The following is a 15056-nucleotide window of genomic DNA, read 5'->3' as shown; positions in this document are numbered from 1 at the left end:
ATTTTGATCGCCTAAGGTATTTAAGGTCAAGGCGTAAGATGAAATTATCGCTTAGACTTCGTGCAATCTTGACTCATGACGAGACTTTATAAGATGAAATCGCTTGTGGAACAGCAAAAAACAAATTTTAAACATCTGGCTATGCGTGTATTCGATGCCGACAAACTGGTTTTGTCTCAATCAACGCCCTATCAAGTGATTGCGCAATTTAAACAAACCCGTGTCCGTTTCTACGCTTCCGAGAATAAGCGTTATAAGGAACCACTGGTTTTTGTTGCCCCCTTAGCGATTAATATGGATATCTATGACCTGTATCCTTACCGTTCATTGGTCAAACATTTTCAGGACAGCGGTTTTGATGTCTATCTGATTGATTGGGGCAAGCTTACTTATAAAAATTATCAGATTAACTTTCTATCTTTTATTGATAAGTTTATTCCAAAATGTATTGAAGCCATTCAACAGCATGCCCAATCGGAAAAAATTTCACTACATGGCTGGAGTATGGCAGGCATCTTTGTCACGCTTTATACCGCACGCCATCAACCAAGTGTCGTGAAAAATCTGGTGGTTTTGGGTAGTCCAATCGACAGTTACGCTTCAGGTTATATCGGCAAGCTGTATAAAACCTTGGCTTATCTCACCAACCGTAACCCAACCATTAAAGACTATATCTATAACCGTTTGCCAAAGCTGATGATCCATTCACCGGGCTTCCTTAATTCTTTGGGATTCAAGCTGTTAGACCCCAAAGGCTGGATTGATGGCAATATTCAATTGTTGAAAAATCTGGATAATTTGAAGCTGGTACAGGAAGATGCCACACTCAGTCACTTCTTGAATAATATGATTGATTACCCGGGCGGCGTAAATCAAGACATGTTATTTAATGTCTGGCTGCAAAATCCTTTAAAACATGGCGCGATTCGTCTCAAGAACAAAACCATTGAACTTAAAAACATTGATTGTTCACTTCTTGTCGGTGCTGGCAAAGGTGATCAATTGGTAACTTCCGAGTCTGCCTTTCCGCTGACCCAGTTGACAAGCAGTCAGGATGTCACGTTTACTCTTATCCCGGGTGGACACTTAGGTTTAATGTCCAGTCAAAACAGTTCAATTGAGTTCTGGCCAACTTTAACCACATGGTTAGCCGAACGATCGACGCAAATAAAAAGGTAAAGTATGACTCAATCTGTTGCATTCATCGGTTTAGGCGCTATGGGCTATCGCATGGCAGCGCATCTTCCTAAATATTTTGAGAAAGTTCTGGTCTGGAACCGAAATTTTAGCAAGGCAGAACAACATGCAGCAGAATATGGCACCACCGCAGTAGAACTTGCTCAGGCAGTACAAGCCGACATTATCTTTTCCTGTTTACCCACCAGCGATGATGTTGAGCAATTGATTGAAAGTGTTGCGATTAAATCAGGTTCAATCTGGATTGATTGCACCAGTGGCGTACCAGATTCAGCCCGCCGTCTGGTTGAAAAGTTACAAGCACAAAATGTTGATTTTCTGGATGCACCTGTCAGTGGTCAAACAGTCGGTGCTGAAAATGCAACTTTGACCTTTATGGTCGGTGGCGATGTGGATGCATTTGAACGTGCTTATCCTGCAATGGCAGCATTAGGTAAATTGATTCAGCACGTCGGTGAACCTGGCGCTGGGTTTGCGGTAAAAGCCATTAATAATATGCTGCTTGCCGTAAATTTATGGTCAGTGACCGAAGGTTTCAGTACCTTAAAAGCACATGGCGTGAACCTGGATGCAGCACTGAACTGCGTGAATGCTTCTAGCGGCAAAAGTTTTGTGACCGAAAATATTTTCCCGCAACGTGTCCTGAGCCGTGAATTTCCAGTGACCTTTGGTCTGCCACTACTGGCAAAGGATACTGGTATTGCACTGGATCTGGTCAAGGATGCCAAATTACCGGCACCTCTGCTCGCTTTAACGCAGAGCCTGATTCAAACTGCAAATTTAACTGCGGAACCCAATAGTGACTTTTCCGCAGCAGCCAAACTGTATGAATCATGGAGTAAAATTACGCTGAAATAAGAGAAAAATTCAGAGTAAAAAGTAATGTTAAAACCGCTCTTTTGAGCGGTTTTTAAAAATGAATTTGAATCTAATAACCGAATCGGTAAACGGTAAAATATGAAAAAAATAATACTGTCTTTGTTTGGATTAGCTTTAGGATTTTTGATATATAAATTTCCCTCATTTTCCACACCATGCTTCTTGGATGATGCAATTTGTATTGCAGAATTTAAGTACTCCAATTCCGTAGAAAGAAGCCTATATTTAAATAATAAAAACTTAGCTCCCGAACAAAAGAACCAATGGATAAATACGCATCATATTTATCCGGCTGGGAAATCTGGCTTTTGGAACTATTGTCATGATTTTTCAGAAAATTCGATTATTTGTTCATTTCAAAATCTTGACAATATACCGAAATGCCAACCTTATAGTATTAATAAATATCCAATTGATAAATGGTCATTAGAAATATATAAAATTGAATTATTGGATAGAGATAAATTTTTATATAAGCTTGAGCCCTACAAAGGTGAAAAAACATCTTGGGTTGCAGCTCAAAGTATAGATATTCATCAAGAAGTATTATGTGAAACAGAAAGTTAGTTTCAGTCATCCTTTAATAAAACCAACCTCATCCACTGTGGCACAAATCCTGATTTCATCACCCAGCGACCACTCCGCTGCTCTGGCCGCCATAGCAGCAGGAACAGCTTCTGATCCGGGCCCAGCCGGCACATCATAGGTGGCATGGGCATCATGTGGTAACAACACCGCATAACCTCGGGCTAAAGCAGCACGGGCTGTTGCAGCCACACACATTTCTGATAAAACACCACACATGGCTAATGACTGAATTTTCAACTCATCCAGAATATGCTGGAGTGATGTTCCATCAAAACCATTGTCCTCACTTTTTCGAACCACATATTCATTAGGCTGAGGCGCAAAAAATAATTCCCAACGCGCTTGATAGGGCTCATCTACCGATCCAACCTCCCCATCATTTTGCAGGAAGATCACGGGGGCATTTGCAGCTCTCGCTTTAGCGATTAAAAGATCCAGGGCAGCAATCAATGACTCAGATGCAGGAACAGCTTCTGTACCTGTGACAAATGCCCGTTGTACATCGATCACAATCAAAGCGTCTGCATTATTTTGTTGAGTTGAGATAGTAGCCTCCTGAGCCTTGAACAGAGTTCATTATTTGAGTTTCTCTTATTTATTATTCACATCAATTCTAAAAATCTTTCCGTTACAGACGAGCACCGTGTAAATTTGCAAATCAATTTCATAGACATATTCTGTTGCTTCACATGAGCGACGCCCTTCTCTATGAATAAAATATCTCGGGTAGGATTTTCCCATTTTCCTGAGCAAATCACCTTCACTATCCCCTACATTAACCAGCTCACCAGAGGAACGCATTGAGTTGGTTTCTCTGGCAAAGATTGTTGTTGATGCTAATATTAAGAGCATGCCAATTATGATGTATTTCATTTTATAAACCTTTATTATTCATGGTTATAATTTACCAAATGGTTAAAATAAAGTCATTACAAAAGTATGAAAAGGTTATTTAGAGCAGCGGACTCATCATCCGTTGGTCCAACGCTCAATTATCGCCTTTCCTTAAATACTTAGACCCAAGTTATTGCTTCGTGTGCTATGAGTCATCATTCATTGAAAAATAGCCTGCCAGGCTTCTTCCAGATATGACTGCAAGCAATACATTTCGATGCAATTCATTAACTATTATAAAAATCACAATTTCTAGCACCTCATTTCAAGCACAACTTATAACCACTCTTTATAAAATGCTTCATTTAAGACACTGAAACTTTAAAACCCATTAGAAATTTAAAACGGCTCAGACCTGTGTTTGCTTGTCAATTTACCCTTACAAAAGACTGCGGTTCATTACACAACAGAATATACAAATCATTGTTTTTTCTATATAAGAGGTATTCATCCTTAACAAACGAGCATATCAGTCATGGAGTCTGTCAGACTTTTATACGTGAGTAAAATTAAGAATATTGACTCAAACTTAAAAACAACTTTGATTGAAATCCTTGATGAGGCTGTAGACTTTAATTACCGCCATAATATTACGGGCGTTTTATATTATGGTCATGGTTATTTCGTACAATGTCTGGAAGGTACAAAAACAGCTATTGATGACCTGTTTTACAACAGCATTGTCAAAGATGAACGTCATGTCAATTGTGAAATTCTCTACTACGTTGAATGTGAAGATAAATTTTTCTCCCAATGGTCTATGAAATTTTCACCGATTAATCAAAATATTACTGATTTTTTCATGAAATATCATTTAGAAGAGTTTAATCCTTACCTGTTAACGGCTGAAACTGTCGAGAAATTTGTGGCGGTTCTGGCCGGCGAACCCGAGTACGATGTACAAGCCTATGTGTCTTAAATAAATCTACTTTTTTTAGCAAGATGGCATTCTTGATCAGGAATGCCATTTAACGGATCGAAACACTTTTAATTCAAAATTACTTGTAGCATTTTCTGAGAAGTGCTTATATATAAAACAAAGAGGACGACCTCTTTTTTCATTTTTCAAGCTTTAGGACGACCTAAAAATATTATTAAAGAGGTGTCTGTAATGGCTTGGGCTTATCTTATTTTGGCGGGTATCTTTGAAATCATCTGGGCATATTCCATGAAAATGTCCGAAGGATTTACCAAACTCACGCCAAGCATCGTTACCATTGTTTTTATGATCCTGAGTTTTGGCCTGCTCGCCGTGGCAATGAAAACCTTGCCTTTGGGTACAGCCTATACCGTTTGGGTCGGAATTGGTGCAGTTGGTGCATTCCTGATTGGAATATTCTTTTTAAATGAACCGATGGGCTTGTTACGTCTTTTGGCAGCAGCTTCAATCGTATTTGGTGTGGTATTGATGAAAATCACCACCAATTAATGCTTATTTGATAAAGCCCTTTTTTTTAGGGCTTTTTTAACGACATTAAATTGCATTTTTCAAGCTATGTTATGCTAAAAAGTCTTTTATATCTTTTAGCAGAGGCAATACGTTGTATAAGATTCGCAAAGCAAGCGCGCATGATTTCGGCGTATTAACAGAAATATGGCTAGCCGCTTCCATCAAGGCGCATCATTTTATTCCTGCAGATTATTGGCAAAGTAATAGTTCCAGAATGCAAGGCACCTATCTGCCCATGTCCGAAGTTTATCTAGCTGAAGATATTCACAATATTTATGGTTTTATTGCATTGCTAGACCATACCGTCGCCGCAATTTTTGTCTCCCCTGAATATCAGGCCAAAGGTATAGGCAGAGAACTGATTCAATACGCCCAACAAATAAGAAACCGTCTGCAATTAAATGTATATCAAGACAATAAAAATAGTGTGAAATTCTATCAAGCCCATGGGTTCAGGATTTTAAATGAAAGCTTAGATACAGCCACAGGTTCAAAGGAATATGTCATGGTGTGGGAGAAGTCATAGAATCCATATGAACGTTTGGCATCGCTGATCTAAAATTGATTTTATCCTTTTAGGAAAAGCGCCCTTTCCACCTCACGGCGGCGTACCAGTCCCTTAAGAATTTGTCCTCCGCCTTTATTCCAGACGAGAAACTGCTCTGCTGCGGCTTTATAATCTCCAGTATTTAAACACTTGAGCAGTGTAGAGTTCTTAAACGCATTTTGGCCAATGTTATAACTGAGGGAAACCAATGCATCAAATTGATTTTGAGATAAAGGGACCAACACCGCATTATTTACACTAGTCTGAAAACGTTTTAAATCATGCTGGAAAAACAGCTTTGCCTGTTCTCTGTTGCAATGATCACCGGGTTTGACCCGAATGCCGTCAGGATAAACTGTCGTACCAAAACCAATGGTCCATGTCCCTGTTCCATCATCATAGGCTGCTAATTTCAAGTCTTCAAAACCGGTAATTAAATCAATTCCGACCTGACTTACAGATCTTTCCGAATAATCCAGATCGACCGCCACACCAATTGATGCATCAACATCCACTGCTGTAGCAATATTGGAACCCTGACTTGGATTGTGATGACGATGTTGGACTGACCTGTAATCAAAAATCTTTTTTAAATAATCAAAAATTGTTTTCATGCTGCATTTTCCACGCTTTGACGCCATCTTTTGCTTCAGCTCAATACTAAAATTTTATCATTACCGTTCACGCCCAACATGAACAACAGCTTAGCGAAGTAAATAACCCAATAAAAACCCGCCGAAGCGGGCCCGTTTATTCCTCAATTTCAATTGGATCACCATCTTCAGGACGAATATGTTTTTCACCGTCATCTGCCGGATCTACACTCGAACCATCTTTGGTAATGCTGTTGTATAATTCATCCTCTTTTTTATCATCAATGAATTCTTCATCTTCAAAATCCAGCGCTTCATTATCGTCATCAAAATTCAAAGGCTTATTTTCATCAATCATGACCTCTATCCTTTATTAATACTCACCCTATCATGCTTGAATAATTGATCAGGAGATTCAACAGTGAACACACATCATTTGTGTAACCAATGCTTCAGAATGTATGTTTAAGTGATAAAAAAGGCGCCTGCGCGCCTGATCTACTGTATTTGCTATAAGTTTGTTACATTCACAGGTGAATAGAAAATTTTATATATCGACCATTCACCTTGCTAATTTATAAAAATACTTAGCTGGTTCTAAGCTTGCGGCTCATTTAGCGAATACTTAATTTGATAAACAAGCTGACTTTTTGGCTATCCGAGCTAAAAATACGGCTTGCAGAAGATGAAAAACACTGTTATCAGTTTGTTTCAATCTTGATTATCACATATTGCAAACCTACATATTGGTCGAGTTTGGCGTGATTCAAGCTATCATGAAATTCCGTGGGTACTTCAAGTTCCGTATCTTCAAACATCCATTTGATATTCTTAATAATTTCAAATTTTCCACTGGCGTCAAACTTGATGCCTGGATCAATCACTGACTTGACCCGGAGGTTATTATTCGTCTCGATATCTCTTAATGTGATAATTGCCATATCCATCCCCTGATAAAGAGCTGTTATAGCATATACAATAAAAAAATACTGATAAATTAAATATTTATTTTAGATTCTTTGCATTTGTCTCTGTCTACGGACCAATCCCAGTACTGCTTTACGTGCCCAAATTTCTTCCTCTGAAAAAGGTAAATCTAAAATTAATTTCTCCATAGGCAAGCCACTATTTTCAATCAGAAAACAGTCCTGTTCGATGGTCCAGTTTGAGGTGACGGATGTCGGTTTAAGGCGGGATCTTTTCATCCCCGTATTCTAATCTATTTTGATCAATAAAAAAGCCCACTCCAGAGGAGTAGGCTTGCCCTTTATTCTTTTGCGCTGAATGAGGGTTATTGTTGTTTAGTTATAATGAAACAACAAAGCGAATATAGAGCAAAGTGTGACGCATATCAACAAAAATATGCAAATAAGCCTGCAACTTTAAAGCTCAGCTACACAATATAAACTTTGACTGCCTAGTCGATTCCTAGCAAAGCTTATTTTTTTCTAGTCATCTTCGCTATCCAGCCTAGGACCAGAAATATCGTTAAAATAATAAATACAATATACATAGATAAACTCTAATTTAAATAAATACTTAGCTTATGATAAACCATCAAGCCAATCATTTCATTGCCTAAGCGCTATTGTATTATTTTTCTATGGAATGAGTGCAGTATCGATACTTTTCTGCTTTATCTTCAATGGCAATGGTATGAATACATGAACAAAAATGCAGTACTTTAGAATACTCAATCGTTTGCGGAACATCTACACCGTAGCACTCACTATCCACTTCCGCTAATCTGGGAGCCAGAATCCATCGTCCGGTAAAAAAAGGAGAACCCAACCCTGCAACAACAATGACCAGCAGTATAAAAACAGGAAAGTTATTTTTAATATATGTCAGCATTTTTAATTTCTTGATGAAATTGAGTGTTTGGTAGTGTACTAATTTTAATGAGCATAGCATCATTATAGCCTAAAAATAGACTTATAAGATTTGTTTAACCCCAAAATATGAATTTTTTTTGTTTTTATTTCAATTAGATAAAATTTAATTTCTTTCTATTGACCTAGACCATATGAAACTTCAAATTCAATGTTTTAGCCCGACAATTTTACTATCAACCGGATAAAATCTAACCGACAAGTTATGACGCACTATCACTTCAAAGTGCTGTAAATATGACCAGTCCATCACCATATCAATAAGGTGAGTTCTGAAATATATTCCTCTCTCCCTACTTTATTTTTCTTTAAGACATCATTTTTCGAACTCACACCGCTCAAAATTTATTTTTGTGGAGCATGTGATGCAAAAGCAACGCTATACAACCCCTTTCGCCCAATATACGGGCAAAGATGTAAATGGGTTTTACAATGTCCGATTAGGACCCAAAATTTATCTGCTCAAAGTTTCTTTGAACTACACCCCTGAATTTGATACCGAGTTTTTTGGAGGTATTCAGGCTGCGCCTTTTGATTGGAATACGGTGCTGGTCAAAGACACTATAGACAGTCAGCCCCGCCCGATTCACTCAAATGAACTGGCCATGAAATGGCTCAAGAGTAATCTGAAAAGGATTATCAACTACCATCGTGCCATCAAACGCAATGCTGACAGCCAAACAATGCGCTACAGCAAAGAACAGCGTATCGACTTTCGTAATGCGCAATATAATGCGACTTAAGCCCGATCAAGGCAGTAGTGCATCTCGTCCTTGCCTAACTATTTTCCTTTCAAAGGCTGTACTCGCAGCCTTTGGGAGTATCATCATCATGTCAGATGAGCACTGTTCAAAATAACAACGAATATAATCTCTTGATTGAATATTCAGCACCTTCTCATTTCGATATTAATGTGTTGGGTAATTCAATTTTATTGATCGTTCAGGCCATTTTTTTAAGATTAATTTTCTTTTGGTGATTTATATTTTAAAACTATACCTAGAAAGTCACCCAAACAGTTTATCCACCGATAGATCATTTTTTCAGATAATTGGAGACTAGAGATTGAATGATTTTATAGCCTTTCATCGTGATCTGAATAAATAATTCATTCAATATTTAGGATTAGATTTGTTAATACATCGACGTCTGGGTAAATATCCAAATAGTTCAATAAAAATAGCTATATAGCACTCTGTTAAGTGTAATAACGTTCGATTAATGTCCTCATAATTGTTTATTTTATATGGCAATTTATAAAAACCATTGATATTAAAGGGTTTTTATCAATATAAGGATAAATTGTGGAGTAAAATTACACTCAAATAATAGAGTTTTATTGAAATTTTATTAAGAAACCTTATATTGGTATATACGTAGCGACCAAGAGCCATATGAATCTATTCTCATACAGCGTTGGTTTATACCTTTTTGATTAGAGGAACACCTCATGAATAAGTTAACAGTTGCAGTTTTTGCAGGCCTAATTACCCTTACTGGTGTTAGTGTACACGCTGCAACCCCAGAACAAGAATGTAAAAAGTTACAAGATGACTATAACCTCATCTATGCATCTAAAGGATTCTGTTTTAAAGATGCTGATGCAAAGGCAAAATATGGTAACGAGAACTGCCATACCACTAAGCCAAAGTTTTCTGATAAAGAGCAGCAACGTCTAGATGACATCAAGGCGCGTCAAAAAGAACTGAACTGTAAATAAGCACGTTTGCGCGGAGTGTAAGCACTCCGCTTTACTCTAAACAAGAGTCTGCATTTCCAATATTAAAGCACCTACACCCTATTTAAGGATGAATCATGGCATACGATGACCAAAATATTTTCGCACGTATCTTGCGTGGTGAATTACCTGCAATCAAAATCTATGAAGATGATCAGGTACTCGCATTCATGGATATTATGCCTCAAGCTGATGGTCATGCTTTAGTTATTCCAAAAACTCCTGCAGTTACCCTACTCGACTTGCCTGCAGAAGCAGCGGCTTATACCATTCAAGTTGTACAAAAAGTTGCACGAGCGATTGAAAAAGCTCTGGATGTTGAAGGTATTGTACTGATGCAACTGTCTGGCGCTGCAGCAGGTCAAACCGTGCCCCATGTCCACTTTCATCTGATTCCAAGTTCTGTGCATGAGTTGGGTCGCCATGCGGCACAAATGGGTGATCAGGAAAAAATCAAAGCATTTGCTGAAAAGATCAAAGCTGAGCTTTAAATGTCAGTTTAGTCAAAAGCGGAGTTATTACTCCGTTTTTTTATTTTCTAACTCGTTAAAAATAAATAAGAAATATAATTATTACCAAATATGAATCGTCATCAAACTGTCATTTTTCTTTCACTTCTCTGTCACAAAGTTTACCGATACTGCATACAAGTCAGTGAGCTGTGTAACTTTATGTACACAAGCAAGCTTATAACAGTAACTAAGGCATCGGCCATTTACAAAAAAGTGTTTTGGAGAAATATCAATGAAAAAATTGCTTCTTGCTGCTACTGTAGCAACTTTAGCCATGAACGCAGCGCAAGCAGCACCAACATTGTATGGTAAGCTCAATGTGACTTTGGATCAAATTGATAAAAATGGCTTTAAAGACGAAAGCGTAACTAAAGTAAACTCAAACGCTTCTCGTATTGGTGTAAAAGGTGAAGAAAAACTGACTGATAAACTTTCTGCAGTTTATTTGATTGAATGGCAAGTAAGTGCAGATGGTGATGGTGATGTGTTCAGCAACCGTAACCGTTTTGTAGGTCTTAAATCTGATGGGATCGGTACCTTAAAAGTAGGTCAGTTTGACTCATACTTCAAAACTGCTGCCGGCAATAATCAGGATATTTTTAACGATCACAATGAATTGGATATGACCAAAGTTCTTGTGGGTGAAGATCGTTTAAAGAACGTGATTGGTTTTGAAACAGATAAAAAACTGCTGGGTGGTTTAGGATTTAACATCATGTTCCAGCAAGGTGAAGAATCATCAGCTGTTAAGAACGATGTTAAGGGCCAAAAAGGCAGCCGTGATGGATTTGGCGATGGCGTGTCAACCTCTTTAACTTATGAAAATAAAGACTGGGGTCTAGCTGCAGCAGTTGCAGGTAACTTTGGTGTTGCTTCTAAATACAATGCTTATAGTGACTTAAGCGGCGACAACAGTGTTTATTCTGATGCAATCCGTGTTACAGGTTCTGTCGACCTGACACCAGCTGGCGTTGACGGTCTTGTGTTTGGTGCATTATGGCAAACAGCTCAACCAACAGATGATACAGTGATGGTAGGCTCACCAGCTGTTTCATACAAGGGCTTACAAGAAGATGCGTATGGTGTAACAGCAGCCTATACCATCCCTTCAACACCAGTGAAGTTAAAAGCAGAATATATTTCTTCTACAACTGAAGTTAATGGCCGTGATGATCGTAAACAAGATCTTTATGGTGTAGGTGCTGATTATCAAATCAACAAACAAACACGTTTCTATGGTGTGGTAGGTCAACAAAAACGTGATTGGTTAGTAAAAGATGATAAGAAAACAACCATCGGTTTAGGTATGGAATATAACTTCTAATCTGAAGTTAGTTCTTCAATAAAAGTAAAAGGGCAATCAATGGATCTGCCCTTTTATTTTTTGGGCCGGACCGGCTGATCATTAAAAAAGTTTTTTACCACTTTACGAAAATTCTGAATCACTTGCTCCTGTGTTCTGCCGCGTCTAAAAATCAGCGAGAATGGCGCGTTATAACCAAACGTTGCAGGCAGTAAAACTTTTAAACGTTTTTGTTCCACCCAGTGCTGGGCAAAATGTTCCGGTAAATAACCAATATATTGTCCAGATAAAATTAAAATAAGTTGAGCCTCCATGGAGTCAACTGTCGCAAATGAATGCTTAAATCCCTGTTTTGCCAATTCGCTATGACTCCAGTATCCCCGACTGACCATTTTGCCCTGCCGGATAACGTCCGCAGTCAGGTTCTGTTGTGTGAACATGGGATGTTGATCACTGCAAAATAACCATTGTTGCTCTTGATGCAGAGGCTGGTACATGACCCCATTCATTTTCATAAAGAATGAACCAATCGCAACATCAAAACGGTTTTCCAGAATCCCCATTTGCAATTCATACGGCGACTGCACCTGGATTTTGATATAGATCTGCGGATATTGCTTTGAAAACTGGCTAATCATCTGATCCAGAGGAATATTCTGATCGGTTACCATACAATCCAACATACCGATTCGCAGCGTCCCGGTTAACTCTCCTTTAATCTGGGCCGTGTGTCGGGAAAAGTTCTCCAGTTCATGCAGGATACGCTTAGCCTCCTGTAAAAACATCTCTCCTTTTTCTGTTAATGAAAAACCGCCTCGTCCCCGTTCACATAACTTAAAACCCACGACTTGTTCGAGCTGGGTCATATAGGTACTAATCGCAGAGGTGGAAAGGTTTAACTCCTGCTGGGCATTGGCAAAGCCTTTATTCCTTACCACACTGACAAAAATCCGAATTAATTTAATATCAGAATAGGCCACGTCTTCCATCATATTTTTCCTTATTTCCTCGCCTTATTTTAAAACATCCATGATCAGATTAGTTTAGAAAAATCTGAACTAAGTTTTTTAAAAATACGATTTAACCCGGTTCACGGGTGGTGAATAAATAAGAAAAAGGAGAAATACATGAACAAGACGTTAAATCAACCGCTCGGTGGAAATGAAATGCCTCGTTTCGGGGGGATTGCCTCCATGCTCCGTCTGCCCGTGGTAGACAATGAAGCAGGACTTGCAGACCTTGATGCAGCTTTTATCGGAATCCCTTTAGATATTGGTACCTCATTACGGTCCGGTACCCGTTTTGGCCCACGTCAAATCCGTGCTGAATCCGTGATGATTCGACCTTATAACATGGCAACCGGCGCTGCGCCTTTCGAGTCTTTGAATGTCGCCGATCTGGGGGATGTTCCGATTAACACCTTTAATCTGGCTGAAGCCGTACGCATTATTGAAGCACATTATGATCGTATTCTGGCACATCCGATTATTCCCCTGACACTTGGCGGCGATCATACCCTGACCTTACCGATTCTCAGATCTATCTATAAAAAGCATGGCCCTGTTGGCCTCGTTCATATTGATGCGCATGCCGATGTCAATGATGAAATGTTTGGCGAAAAAATTGCGCATGGCACTACCTTCCGCCGTGCAGCCGAAGAAGGCTTACTCGATTGCCAGCGCGTTGTCCAGATTGGCTTACGGGCTCAAGGCTATAGTGCAGATGATTTTAACTGGAGCCGACGTCAAGGTTTTCGCGTGGTACAGGCCGAAGAATGCTGGCACAAATCACTTGCACCGTTGATGGAAGAAGTCAGACAGCAAGTCGATGGCGGGCCGGTCTATCTCTCCTTTGACATTGACGGGATTGATCCTGCATGGGCACCTGGTACAGGCACACCAGAAATTGGCGGCTTGACCACCATCCAGGCCATGGAAATTGTACGCGGTTGCCAAGGTTTAAATCTAGTGGGATGTGACCTGGTTGAAGTCTCTCCACCTTATGACACGACGGGCAATACCTCTCTATTAGGTGCCAATCTCCTGTATGAAATGCTATGTGTCCTACCCGGAGTTACTACACATAAGTAATTGTATTCGCAAAAGATAGGAATCAAATAAAGACAGACTCAAGGATTTTAGAGGATGAAAGTAGATCAATCAAAACGGGCTGCTGCTGCAGCTTTCGTGGGTACAACCATCGAATTTTATGACTTTTATGTTTATGCCACTGCCGCCGCGCTGGTTCTGGGTCTGGTGTTTTTTCCTGAAACCGACCCGGTAACCGGTACGCTGGCTGCATTTGCCACTTTTGCGGTTGGGTTTATTGCCCGACCTGTGGCCGCGGTCATTTTCGGACATTTGGGCGATAAGGTGGGCCGTAAAAAGATGCTGCTATTTACCATGCTGTTAATGGGTTTGGCCACTACAGGCATCGGCTTGATTCCGAGTTATCACCATATTGGAATATGGGCACCGGTACTGTTAATTGTACTGCGCTTTTTACAAGGACTTTCCGTAGGTGGTGAATGGGGCGGCGCAGTGTTAATGGCCAGTGAGCATGCACCTGCACACAAGAAAACCTTTTTTGCTTCTTTTGCTCAAATGGGTAGTCCAGCGGGCCTGATCCTTTGTCTGCTAGTTTTTCGGGCCATTACTTCATTAGATGAACAGGACTTATTCACTTGGGGCTGGCGTATTCCCTTCCTGCTCAGTTTTGTTTTTATGTTGATCGGCCTTGCAATACGTTTAGGTGTTGAAGAGTCACCAGAATTTAAACAAATGCAGGAAAAACAGGAAATTGTAAAATTCCCGATTAAAGAATTACTCAAACATTACTGGCCACAAGTACTTTTTGCAGGGCTCTCGATCACGATCGGCACCGCGGGTTTCTTTTTTACCAATACCTTTATGATGACCTATGTCACCCAATATGTAGGGATCAGTCGCCCAACCATTCTGGATGCCTTATTTTGGGTAACTGTATTTGAATTTATTGCGATGCCAGTGGCTGCATGGTATGCCAGCAAAATTGGTTCGCATCGTTTTTTATTCTGGGCGGCTATTTTATGTATCGCCGTTCCTTATCCCATGTTCATGCTGGTCAGCACTAAAAATATTTATTTGATCGTTTTAGGCATTACCTTGGCCGTGATTGCGCTGTCTTCCCTCTATTCCGTTGTGGCTGGTTTTATGGCTGAAGCTTTTCCTGCACAAGTACGCTATTCCGGTATTTCCATTTCTTATCAAATGATTGCAGCCATCACAAGTGGCACTACGCCCTTAATTGGGACTTTGCTTGCACAACGCTATGCAGGTGAATGGTTACCCTTGGCGCTTTTATTTAGTTTTTTATCCTTGCTTTCCCTGATTGGTATTTGTGGCATTACACATCTCAGGAAGAAGCAATTGCGTAGCTCTTTGTCGACTCAGGAACAGCAGGTTTCAAGAGATGCCGCCTAAAT

At 39.7% G+C, this 15056-nt stretch carries 20 protein-coding genes; 12 read left to right on the top strand and 8 right to left on the bottom strand.

From position 1 onward, the window contains the following. Positions 1-93: 93 nt before the first annotated feature. The 3 genes from ACINWC323_RS01335 (at position 94) to ACINWC323_RS01345 (ending at position 2643) form a co-directional block, all read left to right on the top strand. Positions 94-1179, top strand: a complete 1086-nt coding sequence (locus ACINWC323_RS01335) for an alpha/beta fold hydrolase (RefSeq protein ID WP_032881747.1) — start codon at positions 94-96, stop codon at positions 1177-1179. A gap of 3 nt (positions 1180-1182) precedes the next feature. Continuing rightward, positions 1183-2055, top strand: a complete 873-nt coding sequence (locus tag ACINWC323_RS01340) for an NAD(P)-dependent oxidoreductase (protein ID WP_009515394.1) — start codon at positions 1183-1185, stop codon at positions 2053-2055. Between the two features lie 99 nt (positions 2056-2154). Beyond that, the gene (locus tag ACINWC323_RS01345) at positions 2155-2643 is read left to right on the top strand and encodes a hypothetical protein (protein WP_032881746.1); all 489 of its coding nucleotides are present in this window, start codon (positions 2155-2157) and stop codon (positions 2641-2643) included. 6 nt (positions 2644-2649) lie between these two features. Here ACINWC323_RS01345 and ACINWC323_RS01350 read toward each other — a convergent pair whose 3' ends face one another. Together ACINWC323_RS01350 and ACINWC323_RS0119395 are read right to left on the bottom strand one after the other, a co-directional pair. Beyond that, positions 2650-3180: an isochorismatase family protein gene (locus tag ACINWC323_RS01350; RefSeq protein ID WP_009515487.1), complete on the bottom strand. Its 531-nt coding sequence runs from the start codon at positions 3178-3180 to the stop codon at positions 2650-2652. Positions 3181-3255: 75 nt separating this feature from the next. Continuing rightward, positions 3256-3537, bottom strand: a complete 282-nt coding sequence (locus ACINWC323_RS0119395; RefSeq protein ID WP_032881744.1) for a hypothetical protein — start codon at positions 3535-3537, stop codon at positions 3256-3258. A gap of 496 nt (positions 3538-4033) precedes the next feature. On the opposite strand from ACINWC323_RS0119395, the gene ACINWC323_RS01355 reads away from it, so the two are divergent. The 3 genes from ACINWC323_RS01355 to ACINWC323_RS01365 all read left to right on the top strand — a co-directional run bounded on the left by ACINWC323_RS01355 (position 4034) and on the right by ACINWC323_RS01365 (position 5534). After that, positions 4034-4477, top strand: a complete 444-nt coding sequence (locus ACINWC323_RS01355) for a BLUF domain-containing protein (protein WP_009515481.1) — start codon at positions 4034-4036, stop codon at positions 4475-4477. A gap of 192 nt (positions 4478-4669) precedes the next feature. After that, positions 4670-4987 carry a DMT family transporter gene (locus tag ACINWC323_RS01360; protein ID WP_005285740.1) on the top strand — a complete coding sequence of 106 codons (318 nt, stop codon included), beginning with the start codon at positions 4670-4672 and terminating at the stop codon, positions 4985-4987. 112 nt (positions 4988-5099) lie between these two features. Beyond that, entirely contained in the window at positions 5100-5534 is a 435-nt protein-coding gene (locus ACINWC323_RS01365) for a GNAT family N-acetyltransferase (RefSeq protein ID WP_009515649.1), read from the top strand. 41 nt (positions 5535-5575) lie between these two features. Here the strand turns inward: ACINWC323_RS01365 and ACINWC323_RS01370 are convergent, their stop codons facing one another. The 5 genes from ACINWC323_RS01370 to ACINWC323_RS0119390 form a co-directional block, all read right to left on the bottom strand. Continuing rightward, positions 5576-6169: a lysozyme gene (locus tag ACINWC323_RS01370; protein WP_009515534.1), complete on the bottom strand. Its 594-nt coding sequence runs from the start codon at positions 6167-6169 to the stop codon at positions 5576-5578. Positions 6170-6305: 136 nt separating this feature from the next. Then, the gene (locus tag ACINWC323_RS01375) at positions 6306-6506 is read right to left on the bottom strand and encodes a hypothetical protein (protein WP_005230359.1); all 201 of its coding nucleotides are present in this window, start codon (positions 6504-6506) and stop codon (positions 6306-6308) included. A gap of 343 nt (positions 6507-6849) precedes the next feature. Then, positions 6850-7089 carry a hypothetical protein gene (locus tag ACINWC323_RS01380; protein WP_009515576.1) on the bottom strand — a complete coding sequence of 80 codons (240 nt, stop codon included), beginning with the start codon at positions 7087-7089 and terminating at the stop codon, positions 6850-6852. A gap of 69 nt (positions 7090-7158) precedes the next feature. Continuing rightward, positions 7159-7353, bottom strand: a complete 195-nt coding sequence (locus ACINWC323_RS01385) for a hypothetical protein (protein WP_009515508.1) — start codon at positions 7351-7353, stop codon at positions 7159-7161. Positions 7354-7741: 388 nt separating this feature from the next. Then, entirely contained in the window at positions 7742-8002 is a 261-nt protein-coding gene (locus tag ACINWC323_RS0119390) for a hypothetical protein (protein ID WP_032881761.1), read from the bottom strand. Between the two features lie 403 nt (positions 8003-8405). Between ACINWC323_RS0119390 and ACINWC323_RS01390 the strand changes: the two genes are divergently transcribed. From ACINWC323_RS01390 to ACINWC323_RS01405, 4 genes are all read left to right on the top strand, one after another. Further along, positions 8406-8783, top strand: a complete 378-nt coding sequence (locus ACINWC323_RS01390) for a hypothetical protein (protein WP_009515559.1) — start codon at positions 8406-8408, stop codon at positions 8781-8783. Between the two features lie 707 nt (positions 8784-9490). Continuing rightward, positions 9491-9760 carry a YARHG domain-containing protein gene (locus ACINWC323_RS01395; protein WP_005230352.1) on the top strand — a complete coding sequence of 90 codons (270 nt, stop codon included), beginning with the start codon at positions 9491-9493 and terminating at the stop codon, positions 9758-9760. A gap of 95 nt (positions 9761-9855) precedes the next feature. Then, a complete protein-coding gene (locus ACINWC323_RS01400) occupies positions 9856-10269 on the top strand; it encodes an HIT family protein (RefSeq protein WP_009515446.1) in 414 nt (137 codons plus the stop codon). Between the two features lie 253 nt (positions 10270-10522). Next, a complete protein-coding gene (locus tag ACINWC323_RS01405) occupies positions 10523-11614 on the top strand; it encodes a porin (RefSeq protein WP_009515398.1) in 1092 nt (363 codons plus the stop codon). A 53-nt stretch (positions 11615-11667) separates the two neighbouring features. On the opposite strand, the gene ACINWC323_RS01410 is transcribed toward ACINWC323_RS01405, so the two are convergent. After that, complete coding sequence (locus ACINWC323_RS01410; RefSeq protein ID WP_502322131.1) at positions 11668-12585, bottom strand: LysR family transcriptional regulator; 918 nt, start codon at positions 12583-12585, stop codon at positions 11668-11670. Between the two features lie 135 nt (positions 12586-12720). On the opposite strand from ACINWC323_RS01410, the gene speB reads away from it, so the two are divergent. Together speB and ACINWC323_RS01420 are read left to right on the top strand one after the other, a co-directional pair. Beyond that, complete coding sequence (speB, locus tag ACINWC323_RS01415) at positions 12721-13683, top strand: agmatinase (protein ID WP_009515393.1); 963 nt, start codon at positions 12721-12723, stop codon at positions 13681-13683. 54 nt (positions 13684-13737) lie between these two features. Next, positions 13738-15054 carry an MFS transporter gene (locus tag ACINWC323_RS01420; protein WP_009515482.1) on the top strand — a complete coding sequence of 439 codons (1317 nt, stop codon included), beginning with the start codon at positions 13738-13740 and terminating at the stop codon, positions 15052-15054. Positions 15055-15056 lie beyond the last annotated feature (2 nt).

This window comes from Acinetobacter sp. WC-323 (assembly GCF_000314615.1).
Classification (GTDB): Bacteria; Pseudomonadota; Gammaproteobacteria; order Pseudomonadales; family Moraxellaceae; genus Acinetobacter; species Acinetobacter courvalinii.
This window is presented reverse-complemented; position numbering and strand designations above follow the sequence as displayed.